This window comes from Tabrizicola sp. (assembly GCF_034366665.1).
In the GTDB taxonomy this organism is placed as follows: Bacteria; Pseudomonadota; Alphaproteobacteria; order Rhodobacterales; family Rhodobacteraceae; genus Tabrizicola.
The window spans coordinates 115829-131852 of sequence record NZ_JAXMMF010000096.1; the positions used below are offsets into that span (position 1 = coordinate 115829).

15 protein-coding genes are annotated in these 16024 nt (G+C 66.3%); 8 read left to right on the forward strand and 7 right to left on the reverse strand.

Annotation, left to right across the window (positions count from 1 at the left end):
* Nucleotides 1–36 precede the first annotated feature (36 nt).
* Nucleotides 37–804: a hypothetical protein gene (locus U1E69_RS13125; protein WP_322244817.1), complete on the reverse strand. Its 768-nt coding sequence runs from the start codon at nt 802–804 to the stop codon at nt 37–39.
* A 155-nt stretch (nt 805–959) separates the two neighbouring features.
* On the opposite strand from U1E69_RS13125, the gene U1E69_RS13130 reads away from it, so the two are divergent.
* Together U1E69_RS13130 and U1E69_RS13135 are read left to right on the forward strand one after the other, a co-directional pair.
* Nucleotides 960–2186, forward strand: a complete 1227-nt coding sequence (locus U1E69_RS13130) for an argininosuccinate synthase (RefSeq protein WP_322244818.1) — start codon at nt 960–962, stop codon at nt 2184–2186.
* 270 nt (nt 2187–2456) lie between these two features.
* Entirely contained in the window at nt 2457–3338 is an 882-nt protein-coding gene (locus U1E69_RS13135; RefSeq protein WP_322244819.1) for an EamA family transporter, read from the forward strand.
* Here the strand turns inward: U1E69_RS13135 and U1E69_RS13140 are convergent.
* Nucleotides 3332–5251, reverse strand: a complete 1920-nt coding sequence (locus tag U1E69_RS13140) for an alpha/beta hydrolase (RefSeq protein WP_322244820.1) — start codon at nt 5249–5251, stop codon at nt 3332–3334. The two genes, U1E69_RS13135 and U1E69_RS13140, sit on opposite strands and share 7 nt — an antisense overlap.
* 170 nt (nt 5252–5421) lie before the next feature.
* On the opposite strand from U1E69_RS13140, the gene msrA reads away from it, so the two are divergent.
* The gene (gene msrA, locus U1E69_RS13145; protein WP_322244821.1) at nt 5422–6024 is read left to right on the forward strand and encodes a peptide-methionine (S)-S-oxide reductase MsrA; all 603 of its coding nucleotides are present in this window, start codon (nt 5422–5424) and stop codon (nt 6022–6024) included.
* 47 nt (nt 6025–6071) lie between these two features.
* On the opposite strand, the gene U1E69_RS13150 is transcribed toward msrA, so the two are convergent.
* Nucleotides 6072–6815 carry an SDR family oxidoreductase gene (locus U1E69_RS13150; protein WP_322244822.1) on the reverse strand — a complete coding sequence of 248 codons (744 nt, stop codon included), beginning with the start codon at nt 6813–6815 and terminating at the stop codon, nt 6072–6074.
* On the opposite strand from U1E69_RS13150, the gene U1E69_RS13155 reads away from it, so the two are divergent.
* Nucleotides 6814–8040: an alpha/beta hydrolase gene (locus tag U1E69_RS13155; RefSeq protein ID WP_322244823.1), complete on the forward strand. Its 1227-nt coding sequence runs from the start codon at nt 6814–6816 to the stop codon at nt 8038–8040. The genes U1E69_RS13150 and U1E69_RS13155 overlap by 2 nt on opposite strands.
* A 79-nt stretch (nt 8041–8119) precedes the next feature.
* Here the strand turns inward: U1E69_RS13155 and U1E69_RS13160 are convergent, their stop codons facing one another.
* The 3 genes from U1E69_RS13160 to U1E69_RS13170 are packed head-to-tail and all read right to left on the reverse strand — an operon-like array spanning nt 8120 to nt 10399.
* Nucleotides 8120–8704 (reverse strand): Smr/MutS family protein, encoded by a 585-nt coding sequence (locus tag U1E69_RS13160; RefSeq protein ID WP_322244824.1) that lies wholly within the window; start codon nt 8702–8704, stop codon nt 8120–8122.
* A 2-nt stretch (nt 8705–8706) separates the two neighbouring features.
* Nucleotides 8707–9729 carry a murein transglycosylase A gene (locus U1E69_RS13165; protein WP_322244825.1) on the reverse strand — a complete coding sequence of 341 codons (1023 nt, stop codon included), beginning with the start codon at nt 9727–9729 and terminating at the stop codon, nt 8707–8709.
* Nucleotides 9730–9739: 10 nt separating this feature from the next.
* Nucleotides 9740–10399, reverse strand: coding sequence for a Tim44/TimA family putative adaptor protein (locus tag U1E69_RS13170; RefSeq protein ID WP_322244826.1), 660 nt, complete (start codon nt 10397–10399; stop codon nt 9740–9742).
* Between the two features lie 100 nt (nt 10400–10499).
* Here U1E69_RS13170 and U1E69_RS13175 point away from each other — a divergent pair, with 100 nt between their 5' ends.
* The 4 genes from U1E69_RS13175 (at nt 10500) to U1E69_RS13190 (ending at nt 14926) form a co-directional block, all read left to right on the forward strand.
* On the forward strand, nt 10500–10934 hold the full coding sequence (locus U1E69_RS13175) for an FxsA family protein (protein WP_322244827.1): 435 nt from the start codon (nt 10500–10502) through the stop codon (nt 10932–10934).
* Between the two features lie 130 nt (nt 10935–11064).
* A complete protein-coding gene (locus U1E69_RS13180) occupies nt 11065–12300 on the forward strand; it encodes a glucose-1-phosphate adenylyltransferase family protein (protein ID WP_322244828.1) in 1236 nt (411 codons plus the stop codon).
* Nucleotides 12301–12314: 14 nt separating this feature from the next.
* Nucleotides 12315–14339 carry a glycogen debranching protein GlgX gene (glgX, locus tag U1E69_RS13185; RefSeq protein ID WP_416200285.1) on the forward strand — a complete coding sequence of 675 codons (2025 nt, stop codon included), beginning with the start codon at nt 12315–12317 and terminating at the stop codon, nt 14337–14339.
* 68 nt (nt 14340–14407) lie between these two features.
* Nucleotides 14408–14926 carry a pyridoxamine 5'-phosphate oxidase family protein gene (locus U1E69_RS13190; protein ID WP_322244830.1) on the forward strand — a complete coding sequence of 173 codons (519 nt, stop codon included), beginning with the start codon at nt 14408–14410 and terminating at the stop codon, nt 14924–14926.
* Nucleotides 14927–14930: 4 nt separating this feature from the next.
* Here U1E69_RS13190 and U1E69_RS13195 read toward each other — a convergent pair.
* On the reverse strand, nt 14931–16024 hold a 1094-nt coding region (locus tag U1E69_RS13195; protein ID WP_322244831.1), incomplete at its 5' end, for an AI-2E family transporter.

The window sequence follows — 16024 nt, forward strand, 5'->3', positions numbered from 1 at the left end:
TGCCGTTGCAGGGTGCAAGTCTTGCACGCGCAGGACTTAGACAAGCGGCCGCTTCTCGACATAGTGACCGTAAAGCGTGGTCAGGATCGAAGCGCCGACCATCGCGATGATCCATTGCCTGACCAGTTCGTAAATCAGGGACGGGACGGACCTCGGGTCGCCGAAAACCCCCATCCCCACGAACTCCAGCACCAGGGAAAAGCCGACGGACAAGACCATGACGCCCAGGATGGTGAGGGTCGCGCCGCGCGTGGCCTCCCACCCGCTGAAGACGGGGACGCCGGGTTCCAGGGCGGCTCCGGGCAGCATGGTGCCAAGGCGCATGCCCACGACCGAAACCGGGACATAGACGATCAGGCCCATCACGACCAGGGCGGGGATCGCCTTGCCGCCGCCCTGCACCATGCCCGAGGCGATGCTGCCCCCGACAAAGCCCAGGATCAGCGCAAGTGGCAGAAGGATCAGGCCGACAAGAAGCGATTTGCCAAAGTAGCCCAGCATCCGGTCAAGGCGGAAGGTGGGGACCAGACGGGGCTGTTCGTTCAGCAGGATGTAGCGATGCCAGCCCACGATGATCCAAAGCCAGAGCACCGTGCTGACCAGCGCGCTTAGGACGATCCTGCCCCAGGGCATCTCGCCTTGCATCATCAACTGCCGCATCCCGGCCTCATCCGTCGGCAGGGAGCGGCCAAGAGTCAGAAAGACGGCGAACTGGACCAGCATCAACACGCCAGAGACCCGCAGAGCCCCTGAAAGGTTGCCGAAGACCTGGCGAAGCGAGTGAAGGAAAATGCGCAAACTCATGACCGGCTCCGAATGGGACTGTCCGCGCACTGGAATCGGGATTTGGACATCCGTCAAGCGTTGCGGCGTCCTTGCCCTTGCTGGTGTTTCGTTTTAAGCGCCAGCTAAAGCGCGCCAGAACCTACACGCCAGAAATTCATGGGGGAGCCTTCCCGATGCTGAAGCCCAAGAAAGTCGTCCTTGCCTATTCGGGCGGCCTTGATACCTCGATCATCCTCAAGTGGCTGCAGACCGAATATGGCTGCGAAGTGGTGACCTTCACCGCCGACCTGGGCCAAGGCGAAGAGCTGGAACCGGCGCGGCAGAAGGCTCTGTTGATGGGGATCAAGCCCGAGAACATCCATATCGTCGACGTCCGTGAGGAGTTCGTGCGCGACTTCGTCTTCCCGATGTTCCGTGCGAATGCGCTGTATGAGGGGCTGTATCTGCTGGGGACCTCGATCGCCCGACCGCTGATCAGCCAGCATCTGGTGCGGATCGCGCATGAGACCGGGGCCGATGCCGTGGCGCATGGCGCGACGGGCAAGGGCAACGATCAGGTGCGGTTCGAGCTTTCCGCCGCCGCGCTGGACCCGGGCATCAAGGTCATCGCGCCGTGGCGGCTGTGGGACCTGACGAGCCGGACCAAGCTTCTGGAGTTTGCCGAGGCGAACCAGATCCCGATTGCCAAGGACAAGCGGGGCGAGGCCCCTTTCAGCGTGGATGCGAACCTGCTTCATACCTCCTCCGAGGGGAAGGTCCTGGAGAACCCGGCCGAAGAAGCGCCGGAGTTCGTCTATCAGCGCGTGACCCCTGTCGAGAAGGCCCCGGACGTGGCCGAGTATGTCGAGATCGGGTTCGAGCGCGGCGATGCGGTGTCGATCAATGGCGAGGCGCTGTCGCCCGCCACGATCCTTGCGCGATTGAACGAGATCGGCGGCAAGCATGGCGTTGGCCTTCTTGACCTGGTCGAGAACCGGTTCGTGGGGATGAAGTCGCGTGGGTTGTATGAAACCCCTGGCGGGACGATCCTGCTGGAAGCGCACCGGGGGATCGAGCAGATCACCCTGGACGCGGGTGCTGGCCACCTGAAAGACAGCATCATGCCGCGCTATGCCGAGCTGATCTACAACGGGTTCTGGTTCTCGCCTGAACGGGAGGCGCTGCAGGCGCTGATCGACAAGACGCAGGAACATGTGACCGGGACGGTGCGGGTGAAGCTGTACAAGGGGTCTGCCCGGACGGTGGCGCGGTGGTCGGATCACTCGCTTTACAGCGAGAAGCACGTGACGTTCGAAGAGGACGCGGGGGCCTACGACCAGAAGGATGCGGAAGGATTCATCCGGCTGAACGCACTGCGACTGCGGTTGATCGCCAGCCGGAATGCCCGGGTCGCCAAATAAGGCTGTCCACCGTGGACGGAATTATGCACCCATGCAATTCAATAGGTTACAGGGGGCGGTTGACGCCCCCTTAACTTTTCGCGGCGCCTTGCACGGTGATGTGCCCCAGGGAACAGCCGTCCTGATCCCGCTTGCCTAATCTCTGCCAAGGCGGCCCATGCCGGGCCGGGAGGAGCAGGCGATGCGGTGCAAGAGTGCGGAGCGGTTTGACCAAGGTCACAAAGGGGCGACCCCCCGCTGGGATACGCCGATCCTGCGGGAGCACGCGGCATGACAGTCCTGCTGCACCGCAGAGAGTCGAGCCTGGCACCGGCTGTCAGTGCAGCAATCCTGGCAATGGTCGCCATTCAACTTGCCGCCGCCCTGTCTCGGCCCCTTGTTGCCGAGATCGGCGCACCTGCCGTCACCTGGCTGCGCATGGCCACAGCCGCCGCAATCCTGATGATCGTCACGCGGCCGAACCTGCGCGGGCTGGACCGGCAGTCCCTTTGGGCGGCGCTGATGCTGGGGGCGGCACTGGCGGTGATGGCGGTGTCCTATTTCGCCGCAGTCAGCCGGTTGCCTTTGGGACTAGCCTCGACGATTGCGTTCCTTGGGCCGTTTTCGATCGCCCTCTTCGCCGCGCGGGGCCGGGTGGCCATCGCGCTGGCGCTGCTGGCGGGGCTGGGCGTGTTGCTGACACTTGACCCCTGGTCACAGGGATCAAGCCACGGCTGGACGGCAGACCCGGCGGGCATCGCCTTTGCCGCAATCTCGGCCGCCGGGTTTGCAGCCTATATCCTGTTGACCCGGCGCGTCGGCCTTCTGTTCCGCGGAACCGACGGCATGACGATTTCGCTGCTGACCGCTGCAGTCCTGCTGACGCCGTTCGGGATTGCCGGGATGGATGACATGCCGTCTTCAACAGTCGTCCTTGGCTCGGCCAGCCTGGCGGTCCTTGCACCGCTGGCGACCTGCTGGCTGGAGATGTCCGCGCTGCGGAAGCTGGGGTCGCAGGTGTTCAGCGTCCTTTTAAGCCTGGAGCCCGCGATTGCGGCGGTGCTGGGCATCGCCCTGCTGGTGGAGGTGCCGAACCTGCTGCAGACCGCCGGTATCGCCTGCGTTGTTGTCGCCGCGATTGCAGTGGTCCGGACCGGGCCGGAGGGTCAGTAGTCCGTCGGAACAACCAGACGAGGCAGTGCTGCGGGCTGGCCGTTCCAGGTGCCGGTCAGACTGAAGGCCTCGTCCTTGGTCCGGTGGAGGTAAACCAGCTCGCCACTCTGCGCGCCGCTGATCTTGAGGGTCGCCGTTATCCCATCGTCGGGATCGTCCATCAGAACCTCGACGGCGGTGCCGCTGAAGGCCAGGTCGGGCCAGAAGCGGCAGTCGGTGAAGGTGAAGTCGGTCCCCCGGTCGCCGGGTTCGGCCAGGATCGTGCCGCCCAAGGGGCAGCCAAAGGACGTGGGGTGGTCGCCCGGCCAGGTGACAAGCGGGATGTAGTGCAGCATTTCGGTCTCGATGGCGCGGGCCACGGTGAAGGCGTCGGCGCGGGTGGGGTCGGTCAGGGTCAGGGGCGTGTAGTCGGCGATGGGGTCCTGTTCGCACAGCTGCTCACGCGCGGGCGGCAGGGTGCCGTCGAACAAAAGCGCCTGGACGGTGGTGTCGGGGCAGGCCAGGCCGCGGCCCCAGATCACGTGCGGGCCGCCTTGCATGAAGACGCCGTAAGCGTTCCGGGCGCTGTCCAGCACCGAATAGGCCATCGAGATCGGAGTGATCGGGTCATTGCTGCCGTTCAGCACAAGGGTCGGCCAGTCGCCCCCGGCATAGGGTTGCGGGCGGGTCGATGGGCCCTGATGCGGCCAGTAGGCGCAGGCCAGACGCTCGATGTAGTAGGACCGGAGAAGGCGCGGGGCTTCGGGCGCCAGGGCACGGGCCTCGTCCAGAATACGGCGGGCGCGCTCGTCCGCGGTGCCGGGGCCGCTGTCATAATCGGTGCAGGTGATCGCGTAATAGGCCGCGCCGAACCACGCGGGGTCCTCCATCCCGATTTCGGTCTCGGGGTCGATGAAAAGGTTGGAGTAGCCAAGCTGAAGCAGCGGCACAAGATTGCCACGGCCGGCAGCGGCAAGGGTGCGGAGGAACTCGGCCCGGCCCTCGGGGGCGTAAAGCGCGTAGAAGGCGCTGGATTCCAGGTGACTGGCGGTGAGGGTCCGGTCCACCCGGGTGCCGTCGGCCAGCGTGTAGGGCACGGTGACGGGGCCGGTGGCAAGGCGGGCGGCAAGGTCATCGTAGACCTGAGCGGGGTCGGCGGGGAAGTCGGCCTTGCAGGCGGGGATATTGGTGCAGAGCGCGAAGGTGTCGGTCAAAAGCCGTTCGGCGGCAAGGGTATAGCGGCGATAGAAACCCTCGGCCGACAGGGTAAGATCGACGACTCCGTCCAGGATCACGCCCTTGACGGCCTGCGGGACCTGGGTGGCGTAGGCCTGCACCAGCTGGGTGCCGTAGCTTTCACCGTAGAGCCAGACCTTCGGCGCGCCGATGGCCTGGCGAAACGCCTCGGCGTCGCGGATCGCCTGATCGGTATTCACCACGGGAAGCAGGTGGTCTGCCCCGATCTCGGCGGTGCAGTCGGTGACGTAGGTGCGGGCGGTGGCAAGGATGGCGTCGGTGTCGGCCAAGGGGGAAGCGGCACTGTCGAAGCGGGCCTGCGCCACCGGGCAGGACAGGCCGTGGACCGCGCCGATCCCGCGCTGGTCGACAAAGACGATGTCCAGGTTTTCGGTCAGCGCGGGGTCGAAGGCCGCAAGGTAGTTGTCGGCCGAGGCGAGGCCCGACCCGCCCGGACCGCCGACGAAGTAGAACAGGATGCCCCGGCTTTCGCCCGTGGCGAAGGACAGGGCGAAGGTGATGTCCAGCGTCTGCGACGGGTCATTGGCGCGGTGGTCCAGCGGCACGGTCAGCGTGGTGCAGGTCAGGCCCCCAAGCTCGCACGGGAAGAGGTCAAGGCCCGATGCGGCGTCAGAGAGGGATGTCTCGGCCAGCGCAGGCGTGGCGAGAAGGCCGATGGCGAGAAGGGCGTGGCGCATGCAGGACTTTCGGTCGGTTGTCGGTTGCACGCTATTGCGGGACGCGGGGCAGGCCAAGGAGTTTCGAAGCGGCGGGTTTCGGTCTTTCACCTTCCGGTGATCCACGGATCGGTGATTGGAGTTGCTGGGGTTCGCGCGACAGGGTGCGGCCTTCAACGGTGGAGGTGCGGATGCTGCGGATGGCTTTGGTGGTGCTGCTGGGACTGGCAGGCGTGGCGCGGGCCGAGACGGCCATTGTCGCGGGTGGCTGCTTTTGGTGCGTGGAGTCGGATTTCGAGGGGGTCGCGGGGGTCAGCGATGTCGTCTCGGGCTATACCGGGGGTGACTTGCAGAACCCGACCTACAAGAACCACGACGGGCATTTCGAGGCGGTGCAGATCACCTTTGATCCGGCGGTGATTTCGTATGATGCGCTGATTGCCAAGTTCCTGCGGTCGGTGGACGTGCTGGATGCGGGCGGGCAGTTCTGCGACCGGGGGGATGCCTACCGGACGGCGATCTTCGTACAGGACGCGGCGCAGAAGAAAGCCGCGCAGGCAGCGGTGGCCGAGGCCGAGGCGGTGCTGGGTGCGACCATCGTGACTCCGGTGCTGGAGGCCGGGACGTTCTGGATCGCCGAGGACTATCACCAGGATTATTACAAGTCGTCCGAGATCGTGCTGACCCGGGCGGGGCCGAAGAAGAAGGCCAATGCCTACAAGTTCTACCGCGAGGCCTGCGGGCGCGATGCCCGGGTGCAGGAAGTCTGGGGCGACCAGGCCTTCCGGCACTAGGTCGGGGCGCTGTATTTACACGTAACTACAGGTTGTATATACTCTCGTCAGGGTAGCGGCGGCAGCCCGGCGGCGGCGCGCAGGTCGGGGGAGCGGACGTCAAGCTCTTGCCCGGCAAGGGTGTCGGCGGCGGGGGTGCAAAGCCAGGCGATGGCCTGGGCGGGTTCATGGGCCGGGGCCAGGTTTTCGCGCGGGATCTTCGAGACCGGGTTGATCCCGCTGGCGCGGATCGCGACCTGCATGTCGGTGTCGACCACCCCCGGCGCGAAGCCGAAGATGCGGATGCCCTGGTCGGCGTATTCCAGGTGGACGGACCGGGTCAGCATCGCCAGGCCCGCCTTCCCGGCACAGTAGGCCGACCAGCCCTCTTGTGGCCGGTGCGCCGCGCCGGAGGAGATGTTGACGATGGTGCCCCCGCCCGCGGCGACCATATGCGCAAGGGCGTGTTGGGTGGCGTGGAAGACCGAGGTCAGGTTGACGTCGATGCTGTGCGCCCAATCCTCGGCCGAGATGTCCAGGATGCGGCCGATCGGGGCGATGACGGCAGCGTTGTTCACCAGGATCTCGAAGCCCTGGTCCAGAAGGGTCGCCATCGCGATCCGGTCGGTCATGTTCGCCAGATGGCCGGTGGCCGGGATATCCCCAAGCTCGCGCTGGGCGGCGGCAAGGTTGGCGGCGCTGCGGGCGGTGAAGTGGACCTGAGCACCCGCTTCTGCAAGGGCACGGACCGTCGCAAGGCCGATGCCGCGGTTGCCGCCGGTGACAAGGGCAGTCTTGCCGGAAAGGGTCATGCGGGCCTCCTGCTTTGCGGGTCCAGTGTGCGGCGGCGGCGCGCCGCTGTCCACGGGGGATGGGTTGACGCTGCGCGGCGCTCGGGTCAAGGGGGGGGGAAACGTGGAGGTGGCGGTGCGCAAGCTGTTGATGGTCCTGGTGCTGGCCGGCTGCGCGGCGCGCGGCGATTTCACGATGGCCCCGGACGGGCTGGCGGGGGGTACGCCCGAGACGATCTTCGTCGGCACCACGCGGGAAAAGGACGGCGAGGCCTATGCCTTCGGGCGGGCGGGCGAGCCCGGCTTTCTGCGCTATGACATCGCGATCCCGCCAGAGCGCGAACCGGGTGAGGTCAACTGGCCGCCAAAGACGCGGAAGCCGGACGGCAAACGGGACTTTCTGACGCTGGACTCGCAGGGCTTTGCGTCGGGCGACGATTTCAGCACAGCGCTAAAGGCGGCAATGAAGCTGCGCGGGCAGCGCGATGCGGTGGTCTATGTCCACGGGTTCAACAACACGATGGCCGAGGGAGTCTATCGGGTCGCACAGATGCATCATGACCTCGAGGTGCCGGGGGTGGCGGTGCATTACGCCTGGCCGTCGCGCGGGTCGGCGCTGGGCTACGTCTATGACCGCGATTCCGTGCTGTTTGCGCGGTCGGGCTTCGTTTCGCTGCTGAACGAGGTCGAGGATGCGGGCGCACGGGACATCATCATCGTCGCCCATTCGATGGGGGCCTTCCTGACAATGGAAGGCCTGCGGCAGATGGTGCTGAAGGATGGACCCGGCGCTCTGGACCGGATCAAGGGCGTGGTGCTGATCGCGCCTGATCTGGATCTGGACGTGTTTCAGGCGCAGGCCAAGGACATCGGCAAGCTGCCCGAGCCTTTCGTGATCTTTGGCAGTTCGCGGGACCGCATCCTGAACATCTCGGCCACGTTGTCGGGCACCGGGGACCGGCTGGGCAACATGGAAAGCGTGGCGCAGGTGGCGGACCTGAACGTGATCTATCTGGACACGGCGGCGTTCACGACGGGGACGGGCCACCTGAACCTGGGTGAGAACCCCGCCCTGCTGAAGCTGTTCGGCGGGCTTGTGGGGATTGCCGATGCCTTCACGACCGACGCGCGGGCGCGGGTCGGGCTGCTGCCGGGGCTGGTGCTGACCGTGCGCAATGCGACGGAAGTCGTGCTGGCCCCGGTCGGGGCGATTGCCGAGGGGCGGCCGAGGGTTGCTCCGCGGTGATCCTTGCGAAACCCTCCTCGTGCGCCTTCGGCTTCTCGTCGGTGGTGCAGCGAGGAGCGACGCAGTCGACGACGAGCGGTCAGCGGCGGCGCAGGTAGACGTAATAGGCCCCCCCGCCACCGTGCTTGAGATGCGCTTCGCTGACTTGCAGAACCGCCGGGCCAAGGGGTGGCAGGTGAAGCCAGTGCGGGACCTGGTGGCGCAGTGCGCCGACGCGCTGGGGAATCGGCCCGGTATCGTCGCGCCGTTTGCCCTTGCCGGTGATGACCAGGACCAGACGCAGCCCGGCGGCATGGGCGTTCAGGATGAAGCGGATCAGCTCGGGGTGCGCTTCGGCAAGGGTCATGCCGTGAAGGTCGATCCGGGCCTCGGGCTGCAGCTTGCCACGGGTCATCTTGGTGTGGGTCCCGGCATCCATGCGAAGCGGGGCCTGACCCAGAAGCTCGGGCAGCGTCGGCTTGAGGTCACGCTTTTCCGGGGCGCGGTGCTTTTCGCCCAGGTGGAACGGCGTCAGGCGCGGCTTGGCATGGGCCATCGGCGGCGGCTCGGACGGTGCGGGCGGAGCGGGCAAGTGCAGCGGTTGGCTGTGCAGGGGCCGGGCCGTCTGCGCGACACTGCGCCAGAGGTCGGCTTCCTCGGGCGAAAGGGAACGACGGCGGGCCATTGTCAGTCTTCAAGCATCGCGAAGGCGCGGTCGATCGGCAGCAGGAGAACCATGCGCCCTGGGTCCTTGACCGTCCCGGCCGCCTCACCCGCATCTGCGCCGGTGCCGTAGAAGATGTCGGCACGCTGCATCCCCTTGATTGCGCCGCCGGTGTCCTGGGCGATCATCAGGCTGCGGATCGGGCGGCGGCCGTCCTTTTCGATCCAGACCGGCGCGCCCAGCGGCGTGAACTTCGGGTCGATGGCGATGGAGCGCATCGTGGTGATCGACCGGCCCATCGCGCCGATGGGGCCGTCCTCGGGGTCCAAAGAGCTGATCTTGCGGAAGAAGACGTAGGAGGGGTTGGTGTAGAGCAGCTCTTGCCCGGCGGTGGGGTTGGACCGCACGTAGTTGGCGATTTCCGGGGCCGAGACCTGGTCGATGGAGTGGCTGCCGCGGCGAACCATTTCCTGACCGACAGAGCGGTAGGCATGGCCGTTCTTGCCCGCATAGCCCAACCGGACCACCGAGCCGTCGGTCATCCGGATGCGGCCCGAGCCCTGGACCTGCAGGAAATAGACGTCGACGGCGTCGTCCAGCCAGGCAATCTCCAACCCCCGTCCGGCGATGGCACCATTTTCGATGGCCTGGCGCGAGTGGTAGACCGCGCCCTCGCGCAGTTCGGGGGGGCGGGCGTAAAGCGGAAAGCGGAAGCGGCCAGTGCGAACGGGCGAGCCTTCAAGCTCGGGCTCGAAGTAGCCGGTAAAAAGGGCGGGGGGCTGGCCCACGACCACGGGCTTGAAGAACAGCTCGAAGAAGCTGCGGGCCGAGGCGTCGTCTTTGGGCACATCGGCGGCGACAGCGCAGATCGGCTGCCAATCAGGCTTCTCGATCAGGTCGCAGGTGCCCAGGAAGCTGTCCAGCGCGGCAAGGTGGTTGTCGTCGCGCCAGCCGTCCAATGCTTCGAAATCAAGGACTTCGGCAGAAACGGGAACGGCGGCCATCAAGGCCGCCGTGAAGGTGCAGAGGTGGAGCGCGCGGCGCATCCCGGCCGCATCAGTCGCCGGTCGCGACCAGCTGCCAGTTCGGGTCGTCGGACCCCATCTGGCGGGCGAAGGTCCAGATGTCGCGCGACTTCTTCACTTCGCGCGGGGCGCCTTCGACGATCTCGCCCACCTTGTTGCGGACAACGTAGTTCTGCTCGCCGACGAAGCGGACGGTGATTTCCGCAAAGCGGCTTTCCGGCACGAAAGTCGCGTCGTGCAGGACCAGTTCCTTGATGCCAAGGAAGCTGGCCTCGACGGTCAATCCCTCGGCCTCACGCGCGGCGATGGCTTCGGCGAAGCTGGCCTCGACGTCGTCCGACAGGAAGGGGCGGATGCGGTCAAGCTCGCCCTTCTCGAAGGCCATCAGGATCATCTCGTAGGCGCCGCGCGCGCCTTGCAGGAAGGGGCCGACCACGAAGGACGGCTCGGCCTTTTTCATTTCGGCCAGGGCGCGGGCGGCGTCCGAACCTTCGGCGACGTGGTCGATGATGTCGCGGTCGGGACCACCTTCGATCACCTCGAAGTCGCGGCGGACGCGGGGACGGACATCCTCAAGCGGGATCGGCGGCTTTTCAAAGCCGTCGCGGGTGCCAAGAACGGAACGGAGCTTCAGAATGAGAAAGATCGCGATCCCGGCAAGGACCAGGAGTTGGATCAGGGATCCGTTCATGAGTAACCTCGGACTTTCCGTTTAAAACCTTTGGGCTCGCCCTTATGTAGGGTGGGGTTGCAGCGAAGTCTACCATGTGACCGAAGAACGCAGGCGGAGAATGAAGATGTGGGTCGTGCTGGGTGTACTGGCTTTGCCGCTGGTGGAAATCGCGCTGTTCGTGACGCTGGGGGCGGTACTGGGGCTGTGGCTGACGCTGGCCTGGGTGCTGCTGACCGGGGTCGCCGGGGTGCTGATGCTGAAAGGGCTGGCGCTATCGGGTCGGCGGGGCTTGCGCGAAGGTCTGCAGGAGGGGTTGCAGGACCCGCTGTCGCCGCTGGCGCACAAGGCGCTGATCGGGGTGGCAGCGGTGCTGCTGATCCTTCCGGGGTTCTTCACCGACACGCTGGGGCTGATCTTGCTGCTGCCCCCGGTGCGCAACCTGATCATCCGCCAGATGGGCCAGCGGATGCGCGGCGTGATGGTCGTCCGGCGCGGGATGGATCGGGACGACGACGTCTACGAACACCCGCGGCACGACGACCGACTGCCCTGACCAGGACGCGGCAACCACGGGCCAACCACGGGCCAACCAGGGGCCAACCACCGGATCGTGAAGGGAACCGTGACTGATCGGAGACGTTGGTCTGGCACATCCAGATCACCCAAGCCGAAGCGAGGTTGCCGTGGCCGTCACCCCCGAACTGACCGATCCTGTCGCGCCCGAACTTGGCGACACCGTCGCAATCGTCCTGGCCGGTGGTCAGGGCACAAGATTGTTCGAGCTGACGGGACGCGACTGCAAGCCCGCGCTGCCTTTCGCCCGGTTTCACCGCATTGTCGACTTCACGATGGCGGCGCTGGCGCGGTCCGGCGTGGGCCGGGTGATGGTCGGAACGCAGTACCGGCCTGAATCCCTGACGGCTCATCTGCACGAGGTCTGGGCCCCGGTCTGGCCAAACGGTGGCCTGATGCTGCGCGACGGGGCCGCTGCAGGGCCAGCGGGCTATCGCGGCACGGCGGATGTCCTGCGCGCCAATGCGGCCGAACTGGACGCTATGGGTGCGCGCGAAGTGCTGGTCGTGGCGGCGGACCATGTCTATTCGATGGATTACCGCGGCTTCATTGAAGCCCATCGCGAGCGTGGCGCCAAGCTGACGCTGGCCGCGATGCCGGTCCCGCGTGAGGAAGCCGGGCGCTTTGGCATTGTGACCGAGGGTCCGGGCCACCGGATCGCGGGCTTTGCCGAGAAACCGGCCAAACCGGCCGCGATACACGGTGACACGAAGCAGTCGCTGGCTTCGCTGGGGATTTACGTCATTGACTGGCCCTGGCTGCGCGAGATGCTGGCGGATCCCAAGGTGCTGGATTTCGGCGAGGATGTGATCCCGCAGGCCGTGCATGGCGGCGAGGCGGCAGTCTGGCGCTGGGACGGCTATTGGCGCGATGTGGGCACCCTGGACGGCTTGCGCGAAAGCTGGCTGGACTTCGAAGAGGGTCCGCCGCCCTGCCGGAGGCCCCTGGTCCCCGGCATGAAGGTTCGGATGCAGGCGGCGACACTGCCGCGCGACGCCTTCACATCGAGCGTCAACCTGGGCGGGCTGCGGCTGATGTCGCCGATGATCGGCAGCGGCAACCCCGACCGCTGGACTGCCCTGGACCGGTCGGTCCTGATGCCGGGGGCGCGCGTTTCGCCCGGGGTGCGGCTGACCAATGTGATCGTCGCGCCGAACACGGTGATCCCGCACGGGATGCACATCGGCGACGACCCCACGGAAGACGCCCGCTGGTTTCGCGTCTCGGGCGAGACGACGCTGGTCAACTCGGCCATGCTGGCGCGGCGCGGTGCGTCGCGGGCGCCAGTCTTTTCACTGTTTCATGGCGGGCCCACGTTGCCCCGCAAAGCGCAGAGGGCACAATGATCCACGAGCACTCGATGACCCCCGCATTCGACGCAACCAAAGGCCGCCCCGACACCATCGGGGCGGTTTCAGATGGCGAGGGGACAAACTTCGCCCTGTTTTCCGAGAATGCGACACGGGTCGAGCTGTGTCTTTACGACGATGACGGCAAGGCCGAGACAGCGCGTCTGGATCTGCCCGACATGCAGGGCGGGATCTGGTTCGGCTATCTGCCGGGCGTCGGTCCGGGTCAGGTCTATGGCTACCGCGTCCACGGCCCCTGGGCGCCCGAGGAGGGGCACCGGTTCAATCCGGCAAAGCTGCTTCTGGACCCCTATGCGCGCGAACTGCGCGGAGAGTTGACCTGGGACCCGGCGGTTTTTGGGCATTCCGGCGACGATCTGACGCGGGATGACCGCGACTCGGCCCCCTTTGTGCCAAAGGCCGTCGTGGTGGACCCCGAGTTCGACTGGAACGCCGACGAGGCGCTTCGGCACCGCTGGGAAGAGACGCTGATCTGGGAGGCGCATCCCAAAGGCGCGACGATGCGCCATCCCGGCGTGCCGGAGGAGGATCGCGGCTCGCTGTGCGGTCTGGCGTCGGATGCGATGATCGCGCATCTGCAGCGGGTGGGCGTGACGGCAGTGGAGCTTTTGCCGATGCATGGGTTCCTGCACGACCAGTTCCTGCTGGACAAGGGGCTGAAGAATTATTGGGGTTACAACACCTTGTCCTTCTTTGCCCCGCAACGGGCCTACCTGAAGACGGGCCGTGCGAACGAGGTGAAAGAGGTTGTGCAAAAGCTGCACAAGGCGGGGATCGAGGTGATCCTGGACGTGGTCTACAACCACACCGCCGAGGGGTCCGAACTGGGGCCGACGCTGTCGTTCCGCGGGATCGACAATGCGTCGTACTACCTGCTTGCGGACAACAAGCGGCACTGCTTCGACACCACGGGCTGCGGCAACACGCTGAACGTCGCGCATCCGATGGTCTTGCGGATGGTGATCGATTCCCTGCGCTACTGGGTGCAGGTCATGCACGTGGACGGGTTCCGCTTCGATCTGGCGTCCACCCTGGGGCGCGAGGCCGAAGGGTTCGAGCGTGAGGGGTCCTTCTTCGCCGCGATCCGGCAGGACCCGGTGCTGTCCCAGGTCAAGCTGATTGCCGAACCCTGGGACATTGGCGAGGGTGGCTATCAGGTCGGCGGGTTCCCCTTCCCGTTCCGCGAATGGAACGACAAGGCGCGCGATGACATGCGGGCGTTCTGGCGGCGCGATCCGGGTCTGAAGGGCGATCTGGCGCAAAGGTTGTTGGGCTCTCCTACCCAGTTCGACCATTCGCAGCGGCCGGCGACGTCCTCGATCAACTTCCTGGCGGCGCATGACGGGTTCACGCTGCGCGATGTGGTCAGCTATGACAGCAAGCACAACGACGCCAATGGCGAGGACAACCGCGACGGCCACGACCACAACATCAGCCACAATCTGGGGGCCGAGGGGGCAACGGACGATCCCGGCATCCAGGAGGCGCGGCATCGGCGGTCAAAGGCGATGCTGGCGACGCTGCTGTTAAGCCAAGGCGTGCCGATGCTGCTGGCGGGCGACGAGTTCGGCCAGACCCAGGGCGGCAACAACAACACCTATGCCCAGGACAGCGAGATCTCTTGGCTGCACTGGGACGCGGCGGATGACCGGCTGGTCGCGGCGGTGGCGGCCCTTGTCGCCTTCCGGCGCGAGGTGGGGCTGGCAGATTCGCGCTTTGCCCGCGGCCCGGGCGAAGGCGACGGACCCGAGATCACCTGGCACGGGCCGGACGGTCCGCTGGCCGAAGACGGCTGGGGCCAGGAGGGCTCGTTCGGGGTGCGCTATCACCGGGCGGAAAGCGATCTGCTGATCGTGCTGAACCCGGGCGATGAGGCGGAGTTCCACCTGCCGGAAGGGACCTGGCGGCGGCGGATCGACAGTTCGCGCGATCCTGTCGCGTGCGATATGATCGAGAGCGGTGGGGTTTCGCTGGGCTGGCAATCGGTGTCGGTCTGGCAAGAGGCGGCGGGCTAGCGGCTGGAACCTTCACGCCGCCCGGTGCGTTGGGATCAGGACTTCCCCCATTGCAACGGAGACGAAAGATGGCACTGGTCAGCGACCACGAGAACACCCAGAACCCGCCCGCAATCCAGCCGATCGAGGCCGAGCGGGTCTGGGACATGCTGCAGGCGATCGACATCGCCATGCTGGTCACCCGCAGCTCGGACGGGCTGCGCGGGCGGCCGATGTCGACGATCCCCACCCCGGAAAAAAGCGTGATCTACATCCTGACGGAAAGCGACAGCTCGGCGGCGCGGGACATCCGGGTCGATGGCTCGGTCTTTCTTAGCTACCAGGGCCGCGGCGATCATGTCGCGCTGGTGGGTCAGGCCACGGTCAACCCGGACAAGGGGCTGGTCAAGGACCTGTGGAACCCCGGCGCGCAGGTGTTTTGGCCCCAAGGCCCGGAAGTGCATAACGTTGTGACGCTGGTGATCGACCCCGGGCACGCCGACGTGTGGGACGGCCCAGGCCTGTTGCGCGGTATCGCCGAGATCGTCGCCGGTGCGGTGAAGGGCAAATCGCCCGACCTCGGCACCCGCGGCGAAGCCGAACTGTAAGGCCTTAAGCAGCGGCGGCGGCGGACTTCTTGTCGAAGGCATGGGAGAACAGCTCTTCCATGCCGGAGACAGCAAAGTCTGCCGCACCTTTGCCGGGCGCTGCGGGTTTGACCTCTGACGGGTCCGGCCAAAGCGCCATTCCCAACTTCACACCCGGCAGACGGCGGCGAAGCAGGCGCATCTGCAGGTCCACTGCTGCGCCTCGGGTCGGGTCCAGCGATACCACCACCACGGTCTCGGGCTTGAAATCGCCCAGCATCCTGGCCACGGACGCGCGCGGCGGCAACGTCACCACCTCGGCCCCTTCGGCGCTAAGGGCCTGAGCCACCATCCGGGCGGCGGATTCGTCCAGCCGGGTCAGCGCGCCCATCACCACGATCTTGCGGCCAATCCCGTCAAGCACGCCGTTGGAGACCAGGGTCGTGTCGCCTTCGGTCTGGGGCTGCGGTCCTTCGGCAGCCAGGGCCAGCTCTTCCTCGACGACCGAATCCAGTTCCTCGGTCAGCGTCCAGGCGGCGCTGGCGATGCGTTGGGTCTGGTAGTCGGACAACAGGCCCGCCGAATGGTCGGCCTGGGCCAAAGCCAGTGCCGGGATCGCGGTCCTGTCGTAGTAGTCGGCCAGGAAATGCTTGGAGGTCGACGTGGTGGCAGCCTCGGTGAATTCGATGATCCGGCCGGCGAGCAGGCGGTCGTAAAGCCGCGCCGAATCGGCCAGGACGGGTTGGTCGCCGAACATGATGGGAAAGAGCCGCAGGCTGGGGACGTGGTGGCCGATCACCACAAGGCACACGGTCAGCGGCGTGGCGATGATCAGCCCCATCGGCCCCCAAAGCCAGGTCCAGAACATCGCCGACACGATGACGGCCAGCGGGGAGACTCCGGTCCGGTGGCCGTAGAACCAGGGTTCGATGATGTTCGAGGTGACGAACTCGACCACCAGGAACAGCGCCCCGGTCCACAGGACCAGAGACCAGTCGGGCGAGACGGCGAAGGCCATCAGCAGCGGCAGAATCGCCGCCTGCATCCGAACCTTCATTCCGGGGACCAGCGGCCTCCGGCACGGCGGCGGTCCAGCTTCGAAATCCAGCCAGCTTTCGC